Annotated in this window: 17 protein-coding genes; 15 read left to right on the top strand and 2 right to left on the bottom strand. The window is 64.4% G+C overall.

The features are described from left to right. Positions 1-51: 51 nt before the first annotated feature. The 5 genes from pabC to HW932_RS07495 are packed head-to-tail and all read left to right on the top strand — an operon-like array spanning position 52 to position 4,022. Complete coding sequence (gene pabC, locus HW932_RS07475; protein ID WP_176975867.1) at positions 52-906, top strand: aminodeoxychorismate lyase; 855 nt, start codon at positions 52-54, stop codon at positions 904-906. Positions 907-914: 8 nt separating this feature from the next. Continuing rightward, a complete protein-coding gene (gene mltG, locus HW932_RS07480) occupies positions 915-1,934 on the top strand; it encodes an endolytic transglycosylase MltG (protein ID WP_176975868.1) in 1,020 nt (339 codons plus the stop codon). Further along, positions 1,934-2,581, top strand: coding sequence for a dTMP kinase (gene tmk / locus HW932_RS07485; protein WP_176975869.1), 648 nt, complete (start codon positions 1,934-1,936; stop codon positions 2,579-2,581). Before mltG ends, tmk begins: the two co-directional genes overlap by 1 nt. Continuing rightward, positions 2,578-3,636 carry a DNA polymerase III subunit delta' gene (gene holB, locus HW932_RS07490; RefSeq protein ID WP_176975870.1) on the top strand — a complete coding sequence of 353 codons (1,059 nt, stop codon included), beginning with the start codon at positions 2,578-2,580 and terminating at the stop codon, positions 3,634-3,636. The genes tmk and holB overlap by 4 nt, the downstream gene beginning before the upstream one ends. 17 nt (positions 3,637-3,653) lie before the next feature. Continuing rightward, complete coding sequence (locus tag HW932_RS07495) at positions 3,654-4,022, top strand: PilZ domain-containing protein (RefSeq protein ID WP_222932270.1); 369 nt, start codon at positions 3,654-3,656, stop codon at positions 4,020-4,022. Positions 4,023-4,042: 20 nt separating this feature from the next. On the opposite strand, the gene HW932_RS07500 is transcribed toward HW932_RS07495, so the two are convergent. Then, positions 4,043-4,897, bottom strand: coding sequence for an NAD(+)--dinitrogen-reductase ADP-D-ribosyltransferase (locus tag HW932_RS07500; RefSeq protein WP_176975871.1), 855 nt, complete (start codon positions 4,895-4,897; stop codon positions 4,043-4,045). A 180-nt stretch (positions 4,898-5,077) separates the two neighbouring features. Here HW932_RS07500 and nifH point away from each other — a divergent pair, with 180 nt between their 5' ends. The 10 genes from nifH to HW932_RS07550 all read left to right on the top strand — a co-directional run bounded on the left by nifH (position 5,078) and on the right by HW932_RS07550 (position 15,976). Continuing rightward, positions 5,078-5,962, top strand: coding sequence for a nitrogenase iron protein (nifH, locus tag HW932_RS07505; RefSeq protein WP_176975872.1), 885 nt, complete (start codon positions 5,078-5,080; stop codon positions 5,960-5,962). Between the two features lie 117 nt (positions 5,963-6,079). Beyond that, complete coding sequence (gene nifD, locus HW932_RS07510) at positions 6,080-7,534, top strand: nitrogenase molybdenum-iron protein alpha chain (protein ID WP_176975873.1); 1,455 nt, start codon at positions 6,080-6,082, stop codon at positions 7,532-7,534. A 146-nt stretch (positions 7,535-7,680) separates the two neighbouring features. After that, positions 7,681-9,252 carry a nitrogenase molybdenum-iron protein subunit beta gene (gene nifK, locus HW932_RS07515; protein WP_176975874.1) on the top strand — a complete coding sequence of 524 codons (1,572 nt, stop codon included), beginning with the start codon at positions 7,681-7,683 and terminating at the stop codon, positions 9,250-9,252. A 78-nt stretch (positions 9,253-9,330) separates the two neighbouring features. Continuing rightward, the gene (gene nifT / locus HW932_RS07520; RefSeq protein ID WP_012971075.1) at positions 9,331-9,549 is read left to right on the top strand and encodes a putative nitrogen fixation protein NifT; all 219 of its coding nucleotides are present in this window, start codon (positions 9,331-9,333) and stop codon (positions 9,547-9,549) included. Between the two features lie 21 nt (positions 9,550-9,570). After that, entirely contained in the window at positions 9,571-9,771 is a 201-nt protein-coding gene (locus tag HW932_RS07525) for a 4Fe-4S binding protein (RefSeq protein WP_176975875.1), read from the top strand. A gap of 87 nt (positions 9,772-9,858) precedes the next feature. Further along, positions 9,859-10,566, top strand: coding sequence for a dinitrogenase iron-molybdenum cofactor biosynthesis protein (locus tag HW932_RS07530; RefSeq protein WP_176975876.1), 708 nt, complete (start codon positions 9,859-9,861; stop codon positions 10,564-10,566). Further along, entirely contained in the window at positions 10,563-10,832 is a 270-nt protein-coding gene (locus tag HW932_RS07535; protein WP_176975877.1) for a DUF6129 family protein, read from the top strand. The genes HW932_RS07530 and HW932_RS07535 overlap by 4 nt, the downstream gene beginning before the upstream one ends. Beyond that, complete coding sequence (locus tag HW932_RS07540; protein ID WP_176975878.1) at positions 10,825-11,787, top strand: hypothetical protein; 963 nt, start codon at positions 10,825-10,827, stop codon at positions 11,785-11,787. The genes HW932_RS07535 and HW932_RS07540 overlap by 8 nt, the downstream gene beginning before the upstream one ends. Positions 11,788-11,971: 184 nt before the next feature. Further along, a complete protein-coding gene (locus HW932_RS07545; protein WP_176975879.1) occupies positions 11,972-15,049 on the top strand; it encodes a PAS domain-containing hybrid sensor histidine kinase/response regulator in 3,078 nt (1,025 codons plus the stop codon). Positions 15,050-15,076: 27 nt separating this feature from the next. After that, a complete protein-coding gene (locus tag HW932_RS07550) occupies positions 15,077-15,976 on the top strand; it encodes an alpha/beta fold hydrolase (RefSeq protein WP_176975880.1) in 900 nt (299 codons plus the stop codon). Here the strand turns inward: HW932_RS07550 and HW932_RS07555 are convergent. After that, a complete protein-coding gene (locus tag HW932_RS07555; protein WP_176975881.1) occupies positions 15,960-16,619 on the bottom strand; it encodes a thiopurine S-methyltransferase in 660 nt (219 codons plus the stop codon). The genes HW932_RS07550 and HW932_RS07555 overlap by 17 nt on opposite strands. Positions 16,620-16,641 lie beyond the last annotated feature (22 nt).

The raw sequence follows: 16,641 nt of genomic DNA on the forward strand, positions 1-16,641 counted from the left end.
GGTCTCCATCTGGAGATCGGGACCAGGGATACCGGTCGAGCAGGACGCGGCATGGCCACAACGCCAGGAATCGGCGCTCCGTCACGGGTCTTGATCGATGGCCGGCCCGGTGATCGGCTTTCGATTCTCGACCGGGCGCTGCACTACGGGGATGGTCTGTTCGAGACCATCCGTCTCGCCGCCGGCTATCCCTGTCAGTGGCAGCGCCACATGGATCGGCTGATCCTGGGCGCGGAGCGTCTCGGCATCGACATGCCCGACACCGCGCTGCTCGCGGCCGAGGCCGCCGAAGTGACCTGGGGGCAGCGTGAGGGCATCCTCAAGCTGATCCTCTCGCGCGGCGAGGGCGGACGCGGTTATGCGCCACCTGTGCCAGCCGTGCCCCGGCGTTTGTTCCTGACCTATCCCTTGTCGTCCGCGCAGGGGCGTGACTGGCGTCAGGGCGTGGCCGTGCGCTACTGTCAGACACCCGTCTCGATCAATCCGGTGCTCGCCGGCATCAAGCATCTCAACCGCCTGGACTCGGTCCTGGCGCGCGCCGAATGGAATGATCCGTCCGTCGCCGAGGGGCTCATGTTCGAGTCCACCGGCGAACTGGTCAGCGGCACCATGACCAATGTCTTTCTCTGGGATGGTCGCTGTCTGATGACGCCGCCGGTCGATCGCGGCGGCATCGCCGGCACCGTGCGCGGTCTGACACTGGAACTCGCGGCGCGTCTGGGGATCGATTGTCTGGTCACGCGCCTCGATCGTGCCGCGCTCGATCAGGCGCGCGGACTCTTTCTGACCAATTCGATCGTCGGCGTCTGGCCCGTGCGCGAGCTGGGCGGACGCCGGTTCGATTTGGCTCAACTTCCTTGGAATCTGCTCGATCGGCTGTATCAGGCCGCCTGTACGCCGGGGTGATCGACCTGATGTCGAAACGTATCGTTGCACTGCTCATGCTCGTCGTCCTCGTCGCCGGTTTCCTGGCCGGGGCGCTGTGGCGCGACTATCGCTGCTTCCTGTCGATGCCGATCCAGCTGGGGGAGGAGCGTGTCCTGTTCGACGTGCCGCGCGGGACGTCCTTGCGCACCCTGGCCAGGCGTCTGCACGAGCAGGGACTGATCGAGCGTCCGACCTATTTCATCGCGCTGGCCTATCTCCAGGGTGATCAGGGGCGGCTCAAGGCGGGTGAATATGCCCTCACGCGCGACATGACACCGCCCCGCGTCCTGGAACTGCTCACCTCGGGCCGGGTGGTCGAATACAGTCTCACCCTGGTCGAAGGCTGGACCTTCCGGCAGGCGCTGGCGGCGCTCGACGGTCATGAGGTCTTTGCCGGCGGCTCCAAGCTCTCTGAGCTGTCCGATGCCGAGATCATGGCCCAACTCGGGCGTCCCGATGCGCATCCGGAGGGCCTGTTCTTCCCGGATACCTATCGTTTCCCGCGCCGGACCGGCGCGCTCGACATCCTCAAGCGCTCGCTCGCTCGGATGGATCAAATTCTGGCCGAGGAATGGGAGAAGCGCGCGCCGAACCTGCCGATCTCGACGCCCTATGAGGCGTTGATCCTGGCCTCGATCATCGAGAAGGAGACCGGTCTGGCCAGTGAGCGCGCGCGGATCGCCGGTGTCTTCACCCGCCGTCTCCAGCGCGGGATGCGGCTCCAGACCGATCCGACCGTCATCTACGGCATGGGCGAGCGCTACGACGGCAACATCCGCCGCGCCGATCTGCGCGAGGCCACGCCCTACAATACCTATGTCATCAATGGTCTGCCGCCGACGCCCATCGCCCTGGTCGGGCGCGAAGCGATCCGCGCGGCGCTCAATCCGGAGGCGGGCGAGGAACTCTATTTCGTCGCCAAGGGCGATGGCAGCCATGTCTTCTCGCGCACGCTCGACGAGCACAATCAGGCTGTGCGCCGCTATATCCTGAACCGGAACGACTGATGGCCAAACGCGGACGCTTCATCACGCTCGAAGGCATCGAGGGCGCGGGCAAATCGACCCAGATCGCGCCCCTGGCCGAGCTGTTGCGCGCGCGTGGTCTGGAGGTGCTCACCACCCGCGAGCCGGGCGGTTCGCCGCTGGCCGAGCGTCTGCGCGCGTTGTTGCTCGACCCGGACAGCCAGGGCATGAGCGAGACGACCGAGCTGCTGCTGATGTTCGCCGCGCGTTCCGATCATCTGGAACGCCGCATCCGACCGGCGCTCAAGGTCGGACACTGGGTGCTCTGCGACCGCTTCACCGATGCCACCTATGCCTATCAGGGCGGCGGGCGCGGGATCGATCCGGCGCGGATCGGTCTGCTCGAAACGCTGGTACAGGACGAGCTGCGCCCGGATCTGACGCTCGTCTTCGATCTGCCGACCGAACTCGGACTTGGGCGCGCCAAGTCACGCGCGGGCCAGGCCGATCGGTTCGAGTCCGAGACTCAACGCTTCTTCGAGGCGGCGCGGGCGGTCTATCTCGAACGGGCGAGGGGCAATCCGAAGCGCTATCGGGTGATCGACGCCACGGCATCGCTCGAAGCGGTGACGCTTGCCGTCGCGGCTGAACTGAACGCTTTCGTCGACTCACTGGAGTCGCGCTCATGAGTCCGACGCGCGCCGAATCCGCTCCGTCGAAATCGGCCTCGCCGTCGCCACGACCGTTCGAGGTTCCCTTGCCCTGGACGGAGTCGATCTGGTCGCGTCTGCAAGCCTCGCGTGCGGCCGATCGGCTGGCGCATGGGCTACTGATCTCAGGGCCGAGCGGAGTGGGCAAACGCGCCCTGGCGCATGCGCTGGCGCAGTCGCTGCTGTGTCAGACCCCGAACGCACAGGGCTTGGCCTGTGGTCAGTGCGCCGACTGCCGGCTGCTGGCCGCCGGCAGCCATCCCGACCTGATCGAAGTCGGCCCGGACCCGGAGAGTAAATCGGGCGAGATCCCCATCGATGCGGTACGACAGTTCGCCGAGCGCGAATCCCTGACCCCGAGCCGTGCCCCCTTCAAGGTCGCCCTGATCGATCCGGCCGACCGGCTCAATCAGGCCGCCGCCAATGCACTGCTCAAGACGTTGGAAGAGCCGACCGGACACAGCGTCCTCTGTCTGATCGGCGAGCGCATCGGACGCCTGCCGGCGACCATCCGCAGTCGCTGTCTTCTGATCCCGGTGCCGATTCCAGACGAGGCGGCGGCGCTGAGCTGGTTGGCGTCACGCGAACCACGTCAAGATTGGCCATTGCGTCTGCGTCTGGCCCATGGCGCCCCACTGCGCGCCCTGGCCGAAAGCGCCGACGACACCCGGCTGGAGCAGCGCGGCCAGTGTCTGAACGGATTCCTGGAGATCGCGCGCGGACGCGGCGATCCGGTCACGGTCGCCGGACGCTGGAACGAGATCGGCGCCGGGCGTATCCTCGACTGGCTCGTCGGCGTCATGGGCGATCTGCTGCGGCTGAGCGTCTGCGTCACACCGCCCCGGCTCGATCATCCGGATCGACGGGACGAACTGGCGGCGCTGGCGCAACGGCTCGACCCGGCGGCGGGGCATCGCTTCCTCAAGCGCATCCTGGAAGCACGCGCCCTGGGCGAGAGCAATCTCAATCAACAGTTGCTGCTGGAATCCCTGGCCATCGACTGGTCGCGGATCGGCCGGTCGGCACGCACCTGAACTGGAGGATCGAGCGGATGGGCACCCCCAATCCCATGGGCGGACTCGGTGGTCAACAACGCATCCTGAGCTTCGCCATCAAGGACAAGAGCAACCTCTACGCCTCCTACATGCCCTTCATCAAGAATGGCGGACTCTTCATCCCCACCAACAAGAGCTATCAGCTCGGCGACGAGATCTTTCTGCTGCTCCAGTTGATGGAGGAACCCGACCGCATCCCGGTCGCCGGACGTGTGGTCTGGATCACGCCCGCCGGGGCCGAGGGCAACCGCGCCGTCGGGGTCGGCGTGCAGTTCAACGATCAGGACAAGGGGGCGACCCGACGCAAGATCGAAGACTATCTGGCCGGCTCGCTCGCCTCCGAGCGTCCGACCCATACTCTGTGAGTCGAGGATCGCTCTCAAGCTCAGAGCGTACTGATTCGCACCTCGTACACCCCGCCGATCACCACATATTCGTCCTCGCCCCTGAGCAGTCCCGGCAGGAGCTGGTTGTAGAAGAACACCTTGGCCAGGGGCACCTCGACTTCCAGGATGTAGTCGCCGAACTCGTCGGCGCGCTCGCGCTCGCGGGTGAAACTGTTGAGGTTGTTCATCAGCACCCGATAGCGGGAGCGCTCGGCGCGTTCCAGGATCTCATGCTCGTCGATGCGGTTGATGCCGCGATAGAGCCGGACATGGCTCTGTTCAGGATGCGCGCGCGCCAGTTCGTACTGGCAGTAGGCATAGAGCAGATCGAGCTGTGACTCCAGCGCATTGGTCGCATAGAGACCGCGCGATCCTTCATACAGATACCGCTGATAACACTCCCCGCCGCGATCCAGCAGCGAGCCGGCATGATGGCGCGCCAGCAGCCCAAAGCGGCTCTCCACCCAGCGCTTGAGCACCGCGCCCTCGCGTCCATCCGAATCGAACGACCAGCCGCGCACCAGACGCCGATAGTTGGCCTTGATCCGTGCCGGTTTCTTACGGCCCGGCATCGATCCAGCTTCCTCCGGCTCTTCGAGCAGGAACCACACCGTCATGTAGTCCATGAAGCGCTGGGCGCGCTCGGCCGTGTCCGGCAGGCCGTCGAGCATCTGAAACAGCCCGGCGTGCAGATCGCGGATGCCGTCGATCTCCAGCGCCACCGGATGACGCTGGAAGCTGAGACTGCCGAGGATCACCGCCGGCAGGTTGCAGCGGTTGATCGGCTGACGGGCATTGGGCGGAAGCGTGGGCGGCGGCGGCTCGCCGTGTCGGGTTTGTCTGTCGTTCTCCATACAGCCCCTAAGGCTTTGTCGTGGATGCGACCATCGCGCACCACGGAGATCGCGCCAAAAAAGCGCAATCGAATCAGATGGATAAATAGATTTTTAGTGTTGGCACGTTGTCTGCATTTATCACTGGTGAGTGAGTCAATCATTCGATCTCAGCCACAGCGAACCAACAGGAGAATCACCATGGCAATGCGTCAATGCGCGATCTACGGCAAGGGCGGCATCGGCAAGTCTACCACCACCCAGAATCTGGTGGCGGGCCTGGCCGAGGCCGGTAAGAAGGTCATGATCGTCGGCTGTGACCCCAAGGCCGACTCGACCCGTCTGATCCTGCACTCCAAGGCCCAGGAGACCATCATGCAGATGGCCGCCGACGCCGGTTCGGTCGAGGATCTGGAGCTGGAGGACGTGCTCAAGGTCGGTTACGCCGGCATCAAGTGCGTCGAGTCCGGCGGTCCCGAGCCGGGTGTCGGTTGCGCCGGTCGCGGCGTCATCACCGCCATCAACTTCCTGGAAGAAGAGGGCGCCTATGAGGACGATCTCGACTTCGTCTTCTACGACGTGCTCGGCGACGTGGTCTGCGGCGGTTTCGCCATGCCGATCCGCGAGAACAAGGCCCAGGAGATCTACATCGTCTGCTCCGGCGAGATGATGGCCATGTTCGCCGCCAACAACATCGCCAAGGGCATCGTCAAGTACGCCAGCTCCGGCGGCGTGCGTCTGGCCGGTCTGATCTGCAACAGCCGCAACACGGCCCGCGAGGACGAGCTGATCATGGAGCTGGCCCGTCAGCTCGGCACCCAGATGATCCACTTCGTGCCGCGCGACAACGTTGTGCAGCGCGCCGAGATCCGCCGCATGACGGTCATCGAGTACGACCCCAAGGCCAAGCAGGCCGACGAGTACCGTGCCCTGGCCCAGAAGATCATCGACAACAAGATGTTCGTGGTGCCCACGCCGATCTCGATGGATGCGCTCGAAGACCTGCTGATGGAATTCGGCCTCATGGATGGCGAAGACGAGAGCATCGTCGGCAAGACCGCCGCCGAGGAAGCCGCCGCCGCTTGAGGCGAGACGCGCGAACAGTGGGCGGTCCAGTCAGCACGACCCGCCGACCACTGAACCCTGACGATTGAATTTCATGCCGGGAGTCCGCGAATTGGCGGCACGGCGGGAGAATCCACAATGGCGACATTGACTCGCGACGAGGCTCAGGCACTCATCCAGGAAGTGCTCGAAGCCTATCCGGAAAAGGCGAAGAAGGATCGCGCCAAGCACTTGGCCGTCAACGATCCTTCGGTCGAGCAGTCCAAGAAGTGCATCATCTCCAACCGCAAGTCCCAGCCGGGCGTCATGACCATTCGCGGTTGTGCCTACGCCGGTTCCAAGGGCGTGGTCTGGGGTCCGATCAAGGACATGGTCCACATCTCGCACGGTCCGGTCGGCTGCGGCGCCTACTCGCGCGCCGGACGCCGCAACTATTACGTCGGTCACACCGGCGTCAACGTCTTCGGCACCATGAACTTCACCTCGGACTTCCAGGAGAAGGACATCGTCTTCGGCGGCGACAAGAAGCTCGAAAAGCTCATCGACGAGATCAACGCGCTCTTCCCGCTGGTCAAGGGCATCAGCGTCCAGTCCGAGTGCCCCATCGGTCTGATCGGCGACGACATCGAAGCCGTGTCCAAGAAGAAGGGCAAGGAACTCGACAAGCCAATCGTGCCGGTGCGTTGCGAAGGCTTCCGCGGCGTCTCCCAGTCGCTCGGCCATCACATCGCCAACGACGCTGTCCGTGACTGGGTCATCGGCAACCGCGACGGTGATACCTCGTTCGAGGCCGGTCCCTACGACGTGGCCGTGATCGGCGACTACAACATCGGCGGCGACGCCTGGGCTTCGCGCATCCTGCTCGAAGAGATGGGTCTGCGCGTGGTCGCCCAGTGGTCCGGCGACGGCACCCTGTCTGAGATGGAGCTGACCCCCAAGGTCAAACTCAACCTCATCCACTGCTACCGCTCGATGAACTACATCAGCCGCTTCATGGAAGAGAAGTACGGGATTCCGTGGATGGAATACAACTTCTTCGGCCCGACCAAGATCGCCGAGTCGCTGCGCAAGATCGCCGCCTTCTTCGACGAGACCATCCAGGCCAACGCCGAGAAGGTCATCGAGAAGTACAAGGCCGAGTACGACGCCATCATCGCCAAGTACCGTCCGCGCCTGGAAGGCAAGAAGGTGATGCTCTACGTCGGTGGACTGCGTCCGCGTCACGTCGTCGGCGCCTACGAAGACCTGGGCATGGAAGTGGTCGGCACCGGCTACGAGTTCGCGCACAACGACGACTACGACCGCACCATGAAGGAAATGGGCGAGGCGACGCTGCTCTACGACGACGTCACCGGCTACGAGTTCGAGGAATTCGTCAAGAAGGTCAAGCCCGACCTGATCGGCTCCGGCATCAAGGAGAAGTACATCTTCCAGAAGATGGGCGTGCCTTTCCGCCAGATGCACTCCTGGGATTACTCCGGCCCCTATCACGGCTATGACGGCTTCGCCATCTTCGCTCGTGACATGGACATGACCGTGAACAATCCCTGCTGGAACAGCATGCAGGCCCCCTGGCTGAAGTCAGCCGCCTGAGCCTGATTCGGAAATATGAACCGCCAGGGCGCGAAGGACTGAGAGCCATCGAAAGCCCAGCGCCTGAGCGGTTCCAAAAACCAATTTCCAGGATTCCCAACTTGATGTCGTCGTCCGCGGATTAGCGGCGCGGCAGGAGCACCCCCATGAGCCAGACCGTCGATAAGATCAAGCCTTGCTACCCGCTGTTCCGTGACGCGGACTATGTCGAGAACCTCGCCAAGAAGCGCGAGCTGGTCGAAGAAGCGCCCTCGATGGACAAGATCGAGGAGACCTTCGCCTGGACCACCACCAAGGAATACCAGGAGCTGAACTTCAAGCGCGAAGCGCTGACCATCAACCCGGCCAAGGCTTGTCAGCCGCTCGGTGCGGTGCTGTGCGCGCTCGGCTTCGAGAAGACCCTGCCCTATGTGCATGGTTCGCAGGGCTGCGTGGCCTATTTCCGCACCTACTTCAACCGCCACTTCAAAGAGCCGGTCGCCTGTGTGTCGGACTCCATGACCGAAGACGCGGCGGTGTTCGGCGGTCAGAAGAACATGTTCGACGGTCTGGAGAACGCCAAGGCGCTCTACAAGCCCGAGTGCATCGCGGTCTCGACCACCTGTATGGCCGAGGTCATCGGTGACGACCTCAACGCCTTCATCGGCAACGCCAAGAAGGAAGGGCACATTCCCGAGGAATTCCCGACCCCGTTCGCGCACACCCCGAGCTTCGTCGGCAGCCACACCACCGGCTGGGACAACATGTTCGAGGGCTTCCAGCGCTATTTCACGCTCAACGAGATGGACGACAAGGTCGTCGGCTCCAACGGCAAGATCAACATCGTGCCCGGATTCGAGACCTATCTCGGCAACTACCGCGTCATGCACCGCATGATGCAGGAGATGGGCGTCGGCTACAGCCTGCTGTGCGACCCGACCGAGGTGCTCGACACCCCGGCCGACGGCGAGTTCCGCATGTATGCCGGCGGCACCCCGATCGCCGACATGAAGGACGCGCCCAACGCGATCGACACCCTGCTGCTCCAGCCCTGGCAGTTGCCCAAGACCAAGAAGTTCGCCGAGATCACCTGGAAGCACCCGGTCAGCCACATCAACATCCCGATGGGTCTAGAGTGGACCGACGAGTTCCTGATGACCGTTTCGCGTCTGACCGGCAAGGAGATCCCCGAGTCGCTGGCCAAGGAGCGCGGTCGTCTGGTCGACATGATGACCGACAGCCACACCTGGCTGCACGGCAAGAAGTTCGCGCTCTACGGTGACGCTGACTTCGTGCTGGGTCTGACCAAGTTCCTGCTGGAGCTGGGCGCCGAGCCGACCCACATCCTCTGCAACCACGCCAACAAGCGCTGGAAGAAGGAAGTGGAAAAGGTGCTGGCTTCCTCGCCCTACGGCGCCGGCGGCACCGTCTACATCGGCGCTGACCTCTGGCACCTGCGTTCGCTGTGCTTCACCGACAAGCCGGATTTCCTGATCGGCAACAGCTACGGCAAGTTCATCCAGCGCGACACCCTCCACAAGGGCAAGGAGTTCGAGGTGCCGCTGATCCGTCTCGGCTTCCCGATCTTCGACCGTCATCACCTGCATCGCATGACGACCCTGGGCTACGAGGGCGCCATGTACATGCTGACGACCATCGTCAACGCGGTGCTGGAGCGTCTGGACGAAGAGACCCGCGAGATGGGCGTGACCGACTTCAACTACGACCTGGTGCGCTAGTCGGGAGTCTGGAACCTGAAGCGTCCTCCCGACGCTTCGGGTTCCCGTGTCCGAACCGAGAAACGAGGCGAGATCCCGATGCCCAACGTGATGATTCGCAAGAACGACGCCGGAGACCTGCTCTTCTACGTCGCCAAGAAGGACATGGAGGAGACCATCGCCTCCGTGGAGACCGATACATCCGAGACCTGGGGCGGCGAGGTGGTGCTGACCGACGGATCGCGCTGGTACATCGATCCGATCAGCCCGCCGCCCAGCTTTCCGACCACCCTGCGCTTCAAGCGCGGGGACGAGTGAACCGAACACAGGAGACATCCCATGGCCCTGAAGATCGTCAAGGAACTCTGCACCGCCTGCGGCGACTGCGAACCCGTGTGCCCGACCATGTCCATCACGCCCTTCAAGGGCGTCTACAAGATCGACGCCAGCACTTGCAGCGAATGCGAGGGTGACGGCGAGCCCGGCACCCCGCAGTGCATGGAAGCCTGCATGGAAGACGACTGCATCGTTCCGGCCTGAGCCGGATGCCCCTCTCCCCAACCCCTCTACCACAAGGGGAGAGAGGCTCAAGACCACTGATCCAACGCCACCAGCAGGGGACACGACATGGCCACCACCACGCTCACCGAGGACATGGCACTGCGCATCGGCCTGGCCGCGCGGACGCTGCCGGACACCGATCCAGCGCGACTGCTGCGGGTGCTGGCCGAACTCGTCGGATTGCCGCCGAGCGCCGAGCGGCTGGCTACGGTCAGGGTCAAGGATCTGAAGCAGGCCGGTGACGGCGAATTCGCCCATCTCGATCAGAGCGAACTCAGGGCGGCGCTGGCCATCCTCCAGGGCGAGGGCGTCGAGCAGCCCGACCCACCGCCCGCCGTCGAACCCTATGCCGAAGGCGACATGCCCGACTCAATCCGCGTGGCCTGTGCCTCGGATCACGGCGAGGAACTCGACGGGCACTTCGGCGCCGCGCGCCGCTTCCTGATCTATCAGGTCTCGGCGAGCGAGATCCGCCTGATCGATGTGCGCACGGTCGACGAGTCCCAGGCCGGCTATGACCGCAACGCCTATCGCGCCGGACTGATCGCCGACTGTCAGGTGCTCTATGTCGCTTCCATCGGCGGTCCGGCGGCGGCCAAGGTGGTCAAGCGCGACATCCATCCGATCAAGGACACGCTGGGTGGCCCGATCCGCGAGCGCTTGCAGGCGCTGCAAGGCATCCTCGCCGGCAAGGCGCCGCCCTGGCTGGCCAAGGTCATGGGCCATGCGCCCGAGGCACGGGTGCGGTTCGAGCGCGAAGAGGCCGAGGCATGATCGAGTCCATCCAGATCCAGCAGATCGCCGAGATCGTCCGCCGCGCCGGTCTCAACGACCAGACGCTCTCGGTCCTGCGCGAACATTTCAGCGATCTGCATTTCAGCTACTGTCTGGACGATGAGCTGGGCGCCGACGAGCCCTTTCTCGCCGACGAGGATTTCAACCTCTATCTGGTCGACGGGCGCGCGCACTGTCTGAAGCTCACGCGCGATCCCGAGTGCGCGACCGGGCTGCTGCTCGCGGAGGTCGAGGCCCATGCCTGAGACGTCGAGCGCCCAGACATCAGCCGCCGGCGCCGACCCGAGCGTGCGGCTTGCCCAAGTGTGTCAGGATCTGACCGCCGGCGCCGGAATGGACGCACTGCTGGCGGCGGTTCAGTCCGAACGGCCCGATCTGGAGATCCGGCACGTCATGACCCGCGCCGGCTGGCACCGGCTCGGCGGGGTGGTGGATCTGGAGGGCAACCGCATCGCCCACAACCTCGCCGAGTGGGCCGAGTCCGAATCGGGCGGCGATGTCGATGAACTGCTGTTCAAGCTCTCCGACGTCCGGTATTTCGCTACACGCCTCAACGGACGCACGCATTATCTGGTCGCCCCGACCGGTTCGCTGGCGCGCGACTTCATCCAGATCGAGATCGAGGAGCTGCAAGAGGTCATCGACCGCACGCTCACGGACCCGGACTGGTTCCCCGAGAGCCTGGCCGAGTTCGTCGATCCGTTCGAATTTCCGCGTCTCGAACCTGAGCCGATCGGAGAGCCGCGTTTCCTGTTCCGACGCCTGACACACATTCCGGATCTGATCGGCTCGCCCGATGCCGGTCCCAAGCTGCGGCGTTTCCTCGATGACTGGGATCGCAGCTCGACCGCCGAATCCGAATCCTTCTGCCATCATTGGGTGCTGGCGATCCGCGAGTACCTGGATCGCGACGGCGAGGGACGGATGAGCGCCAAGCCGGTCTCGGCGCTGACCGGCCGCATCCCGGCGCTGCCGGACGGAGAGGTCGCACGCGGCGCGAAGCTGGCCAATCAGATCCACGGCTTCGACCGCGAGGCCGGCTATCCCTTCGCTTGGTACTTCCACATGCTCACCAGCCGCGAGGTCTCGCACAAGCTGGCCGAGGCCGTCCATGCCGATCTCATGGGCGCCTACGACTATCTGCCGGCGCGTGACCTCAAAGTCCTGCGCGACTGGTATCGCGAACCCTATGGGCTGTGAACCCGCTCGATTCGCCGTCTCACTCTCGCCAGCCAAAATTGCGTTACGCAACCGGGTGTAGCACTATTCGCTCAACAGCGCGCTCGTGTTCACCAATATTGACTGACCTCCGTCATTGATCGTTCTTGTCGGTGCCATCGAGAATCGCGCGTCAGCCGTGCCATCTCAACCGTCGAGAGCCTAGATGGATGTATCGACCATCCCCGAGGAGGCGGATCCCTCCAAGGGGAGTGCATCGTCTCAGGGCGATGCATTGACCAATCCTGGATACCAAACCACGCGCGACATGCGCGAAGCCTTGTGCGGGCGCGAGGAACTCTACCATCTCATCTTCAATCAGGCCGGCGACGCCATCGAGTTGATCGACGCTGAGACGCTGCGCTTCATCGAGGTCAACGACGCTGTTTGCCGGCTGTTGGGGTACGAGCGCGATGAACTGATGCATCTGTCGCTGCTCGACATCCAGGCCGATCCGGACGAGGCCGGCATACGCGCGAATCTGGCCTGGTTGTCGCAGACCGGCGGTAAGCTTCGCCTCGAGAGTCGCCATCGCCGCAAGGATGGCGGTATCCTCGATGTGCAGGTCAGCGTGCAGGCATTCCGGCTGCATGACCGCGACTGTTTCGTCGGCGTCTGGCACGATAGCGGAACCGAAACAGCCGCCAGGACGGCGCTGGTCGACGAGGCCGAGTGGCGACGCGCACTGATCGAGCATTCACGTGACGGCATCGCCATCTTCGATCACGAGCATCGACTCATCGAGGCCAATCCGAAGTTCGCCGAGCTGCTCGGCTATACCCCGGACGAGCTGATCGGCCTGCATTCCTGGGACGTCGACGCCAAGGCCACCGAAGCCGACATCCGCGCCGGATTCGCCGATCCGCTCGCGGTCAACACGCTGATCCAGACCCGTCACAGACGCAAGGACGGCCGCCTCTATGACGCCGAGGTCAGCATCCAGGGCGCGCACATCGGGGGCCGCAACGTCTTCATCAGCAGCACACGCGACATCAGCGCCCAGAAACGCGCCGAGCAGGCCTTGCGCGAGAGCGAGGAGCGCTACCGCAGTCTGGTGGAGAGCCTGCCGGACATCGTCTATTCCTTCTCCGACAAGCGCGGCGGGGTCGTTTGGTCTGAGCGCGTCGAGGCCGTGCTCGGTTACAGTCTCGCTGAGCTCAAAGCCAATCCCTATCTGTGGAATCAATCGATCCATCCGGATGATCGCTCCAGAGTGCAGGCCGTGATCGCCGCCTTCAAGCAGGGCGCCCATTTCGATCTGGAATATCGCATCCAGGATCGTTGGGGCCACTGGCACTGGCTGCGCGATCGCTCCATCCAGCGGCGAGTGGTCGGCGACGAGGTCATCATCGACGGTCTGGCGAGCGACATCACCGAACACAAGCGGGCCGAACAGGCGCTGGTCGAAGCCAAGCTCACCGCAGAGGCCGCCACGGCCGCAAAGAGCGACTTCCTGGCCCACATGAGCCATGAACTGCGCACGCCCCTGAACGCGGTCATCGGGCTGACCCAAGTGCTGGAACAGGCCGACCTGCCGCCGGAACAGTGTTCGCTGGTACAGCGCATCCGGCTCGCCGGTCGGGCCATGCTCCAGATCAGCAACGACATCCTGGATCTGGCCAAGATCGAGGCCAATCAGCTCGCCATCGAGTCGCGTCTCTGTACGCTGAGCGGATTGCTGCAACGGCTCGAATCGCTCCATGGCGAGGCGGCGCGCGCCAAGGGACTGGCGCTGGAGATCGCGCCTGCACCGGCGTTGAGCGGTCGGGTGCTGACCGATCCGCTGCGTCTGGAGCAGATCCTGACCAACCTGATCAGTAATGCCGTCAAGTTCACCGATCAGGGGGCGGTGCGGGTCGGGATCGAGCCGCTGGCCATCACCGAGCAGAGCGCCTGTCTGCGTTTTCGGGTCGAGGACACCGGCATCGGCATTGCGCCCGAGGCGCTGGAACATCTGTTCACACCCTTCGCCCAGGCCGATTCCAGCATCACACGCCGCTTCGGCGGTACAGGGCTGGGATTGTCGATCAGCAAGCGTCTGGTCGAGCTCATGGGCGGCGCCATCGGTGTCGAGAGCCGTGAAGGGCAGGGCAGTACCTTCTGGTTCGAGCTGGTCCTCGAGCGCGTGGCCGCCGGAGCGGACGACCTGTCTGAGGCGACCCTGGCGCCGCGTCCGCGCGGCCGGCGTCTGGAGGGGTTGACCGTGCTGGCGGTCGACGACAACACCTCGAATCTGGAGGTCATCACACGGTTGCTGGCGCTGGAAGGAGCGAATGCCGTTCCGGCGCGCCATGGTCGGGAGGCATTGGAACAGTTGCAGGCGCATCCATGGCGTTTCGATGCCGTCCTGATGGATGTGCAGATGCCGGTGATGGATGGGTTGAGCGCGACCCGCGCCATTCGTCAGGAACTGAAACGGCCGGCGCTGCCCGTGATCGCCCTGAGCGCCGGTGTACTGCGCGAGGAACAGCAACGTGCACGCGAGGCCGGCTGCAACGATTTCCTGGCCAAGCCGGTGGAACTGGAGCATCTGGTCGAGCGGCTGCTGCGCCGGGTCGGCGCCCGGGTCTCAGCGTCCGCTCCTCCGGAACACGAACCAGACGCGACCGATCGCTCCGAGTCATCCGCTCCGCTTCCCAGCCCCGTACCTGGAATCGACCCCGAGCGCCTCGCCCAGCTCACTCAGGGCGATCCGGCACTCACACGGCGCCTGCTGTGCCGTTTCCTCTCCGATATCGACGACATTCCCCGTCTGGTTCAGACCGATCTGGCGCAGGGTGCATGTGCGAGTGCCGCCGCGCGTTTGCATGGCCTGCGCGGTGCAGCAGCGAATCTCGGTGCGATGGAGCTGGCCCGGCGCGCGGGTGCGCTGGAAGAGACCGTCAAGACGGATGGTCCGGTCGATGAGGCGGCACTCACTGCGCACGCGACCCGGTTCGATGAATGCTTCGCGACCCTGCATCGTGAACTCATGGTCTATCTGGGCGAGCAGGCGCCGGCCAGACCGCTTCCGTCTGCATCGGAGAGCGCGGCGTCCGTGACCACCCTGGATGCCGACAAACTCCATCGTTTCCGTGCCGCCTTGAGCGCCAATCGACCACAGCCGGCACGGCGTCTCTTCGCTGAACTGCAATCGGATCTTATCGCCGTATACGGCGAGCAGACCACGCAGACACTCGCGCTGGCGTTGGAGGGACTGCGTTTCAGCGAGGTGCTGGATGTGCTGGAAGCGGCGCACGCCTAACAAATTCGAAACGCGAGGTACCTACAGATGAATCTCCAACACCCAGGTCAAAAGGCGCTCCCAGAGGCCATCGCCGCCCCGCGCGCCGACTTCACCACCCGCGACGGCTGGCGTCTGGCCTATTACGCCGAGTGCGCCCATCCAGGCCGTCCGCTGGTGCTGATCCACAGCATCAACGCGGCTTCCAGCAGCTTCGAGATGCGCCCGCTGTTCGAGCACTATCGTCTCTCGCGCCCGGTCTACAGCCTGGATCTGCCCGGTTTCGGGCACTCGGAGCGCCGCGCCGAGGGCTACTCACCCGAACTCTATGCGCACGCCATCGCCGATTTCCTCACCCAGGTCGTCGGCGAGCCGGCCGACCTGATCGCGCTCTCGCTGAGCGGCGAGTTCGCCGCCCAGTCCGCGCGGCTGGCGCCTGAGCATCTGACCTCGCTGGTGCTGATCTCGCCGACCGGTTTCGGCGAACAGCCGTTGCCGAGTTCAAGCCCGGTCGGGACACTGATGAAATGGCCCAAATTCAGCCAATGGGTCTACGGTCTGGTCGCCTCGCGTCCGAGCATCCGGCATTTCCTCAGCCGCTCCTTCGTCGGTCTGGTGCCGCAGGAGATGATCGACCATGCCTGGGCCACCGCGCATCAGCCGGGCGCGCACCATGCGCCGCTGACCTTTCTGGCCATGCGCCTGTTCACGCCCGACGCCATCGATCTGCTCTACGACAGGCTCACGGATTGCCCGGTGCTGGTCATCGCCGACCAGGATCCCTACATCCGCTTCGAGCGTCTGCCGAGCTTCATCGTGCGTCACGACACCTGGCATCGCGTGACCTTGGAGCCGCACAGGGGACTGCCGCACTGGGAGAAGCTCGCCGAGACGGTTGAGGCGCTCGATGACTTCTGGGCGCATCCGCCGCTCAAGCGTGCGGCCTGAGCCAATGGGCGCGCTCGGTGAGCGCGGTGAGTCCGCGCTGGCGGAAGTTCGGCGACTCGGCCAGGGCGTCGATCTCGGCCAGGAGTTCGATCCGATGATCACCGCCGAACAGTTGTGCGATCTCGGGCGGCTGGACCGAGAAGGGCGGACCGCTCATCCGGTTCTGGTCGTAGTCGAGGGTGATCAGCAGTCGGTCGACCGGACGCGGCAGGATGGCGCGCAGATGCTCGGCATAACGCGCGCGCATCGGCGGCGGCAGGGCGATCAGCGAGGCGCGGTCGAAGACCGCGCCGACGTCGTCGAGATGCTCGCGACGCAGGTCGAAGAAGTCGCCCTGGAACAGCACCAGCTCATCGACCTGATAGACGCGCAACGCCCCCAGCTCGGTGATCCGGGGTTCGAGCCGGTGCTCGGCCATGAACTCATCGATACCGAGCCGGCTCAACTCCACCCCGACTACCCGATGCCCCTGACTGACCAGCCAGACCAGATCGAGCGTCTTGCCGCACAGCGGCACAAAGACGCGCGTCTCGCGCGCCAGGCCCAGCTTGGGCCAATGTTCCTGAAGATGGGCATTGATCTCACTGAGATGCCAGCCGATCTCACGCCGGTCCCAGCGGTCCAACCAGAATTGCGTGTCCAATGACCATCCTCCAACTGTTAAG

It is taken from the genome of Allochromatium humboldtianum, assembly GCF_013385175.1.
Classification (GTDB): domain Bacteria; phylum Pseudomonadota; class Gammaproteobacteria; order Chromatiales; family Chromatiaceae; genus Thermochromatium; species Thermochromatium humboldtianum.

Excerpts from the sequence above, each read along its gene's own strand:
- pabC (WP_176975867.1), top strand. The coding sequence starts at position 52 with ATGGCCACAACGCCAGGAATCGGCGCTCCGTCACGGGTCTTGATCGAT.
- mltG (WP_176975868.1), top strand. The coding sequence starts at position 915 with ATGTCGAAACGTATCGTTGCACTGCTCATGCTCGTCGTCCTCGTCGCC.
- tmk (WP_176975869.1), top strand. The coding sequence starts at position 1,934 with ATGGCCAAACGCGGACGCTTCATCACGCTCGAAGGCATCGAGGGCGCG.
- holB (WP_176975870.1), top strand. The coding sequence starts at position 2,578 with ATGAGTCCGACGCGCGCCGAATCCGCTCCGTCGAAATCGGCCTCGCCG.
- HW932_RS07495 (WP_222932270.1), top strand. The coding sequence starts at position 3,654 with ATGGGCACCCCCAATCCCATGGGCGGACTCGGTGGTCAACAACGCATC.
- HW932_RS07500 (WP_176975871.1), bottom strand. The coding sequence starts at position 4,897 with ATGGAGAACGACAGACAAACCCGACACGGCGAGCCGCCGCCGCCCACG.
- nifH (WP_176975872.1), top strand. The coding sequence starts at position 5,078 with ATGGCAATGCGTCAATGCGCGATCTACGGCAAGGGCGGCATCGGCAAG.
- nifD (WP_176975873.1), top strand. The coding sequence starts at position 6,080 with ATGGCGACATTGACTCGCGACGAGGCTCAGGCACTCATCCAGGAAGTG.
- nifK (WP_176975874.1), top strand. The coding sequence starts at position 7,681 with ATGAGCCAGACCGTCGATAAGATCAAGCCTTGCTACCCGCTGTTCCGT.
- nifT (WP_012971075.1), top strand. The coding sequence starts at position 9,331 with ATGCCCAACGTGATGATTCGCAAGAACGACGCCGGAGACCTGCTCTTC.
- HW932_RS07525 (WP_176975875.1), top strand. The coding sequence starts at position 9,571 with ATGGCCCTGAAGATCGTCAAGGAACTCTGCACCGCCTGCGGCGACTGC.
- HW932_RS07530 (WP_176975876.1), top strand. The coding sequence starts at position 9,859 with ATGGCCACCACCACGCTCACCGAGGACATGGCACTGCGCATCGGCCTG.
- HW932_RS07535 (WP_176975877.1), top strand. The coding sequence starts at position 10,563 with ATGATCGAGTCCATCCAGATCCAGCAGATCGCCGAGATCGTCCGCCGC.
- HW932_RS07540 (WP_176975878.1), top strand. The coding sequence starts at position 10,825 with ATGCCTGAGACGTCGAGCGCCCAGACATCAGCCGCCGGCGCCGACCCG.
- HW932_RS07545 (WP_176975879.1), top strand. The coding sequence starts at position 11,972 with ATGGATGTATCGACCATCCCCGAGGAGGCGGATCCCTCCAAGGGGAGT.
- HW932_RS07550 (WP_176975880.1), top strand. The coding sequence starts at position 15,077 with ATGAATCTCCAACACCCAGGTCAAAAGGCGCTCCCAGAGGCCATCGCC.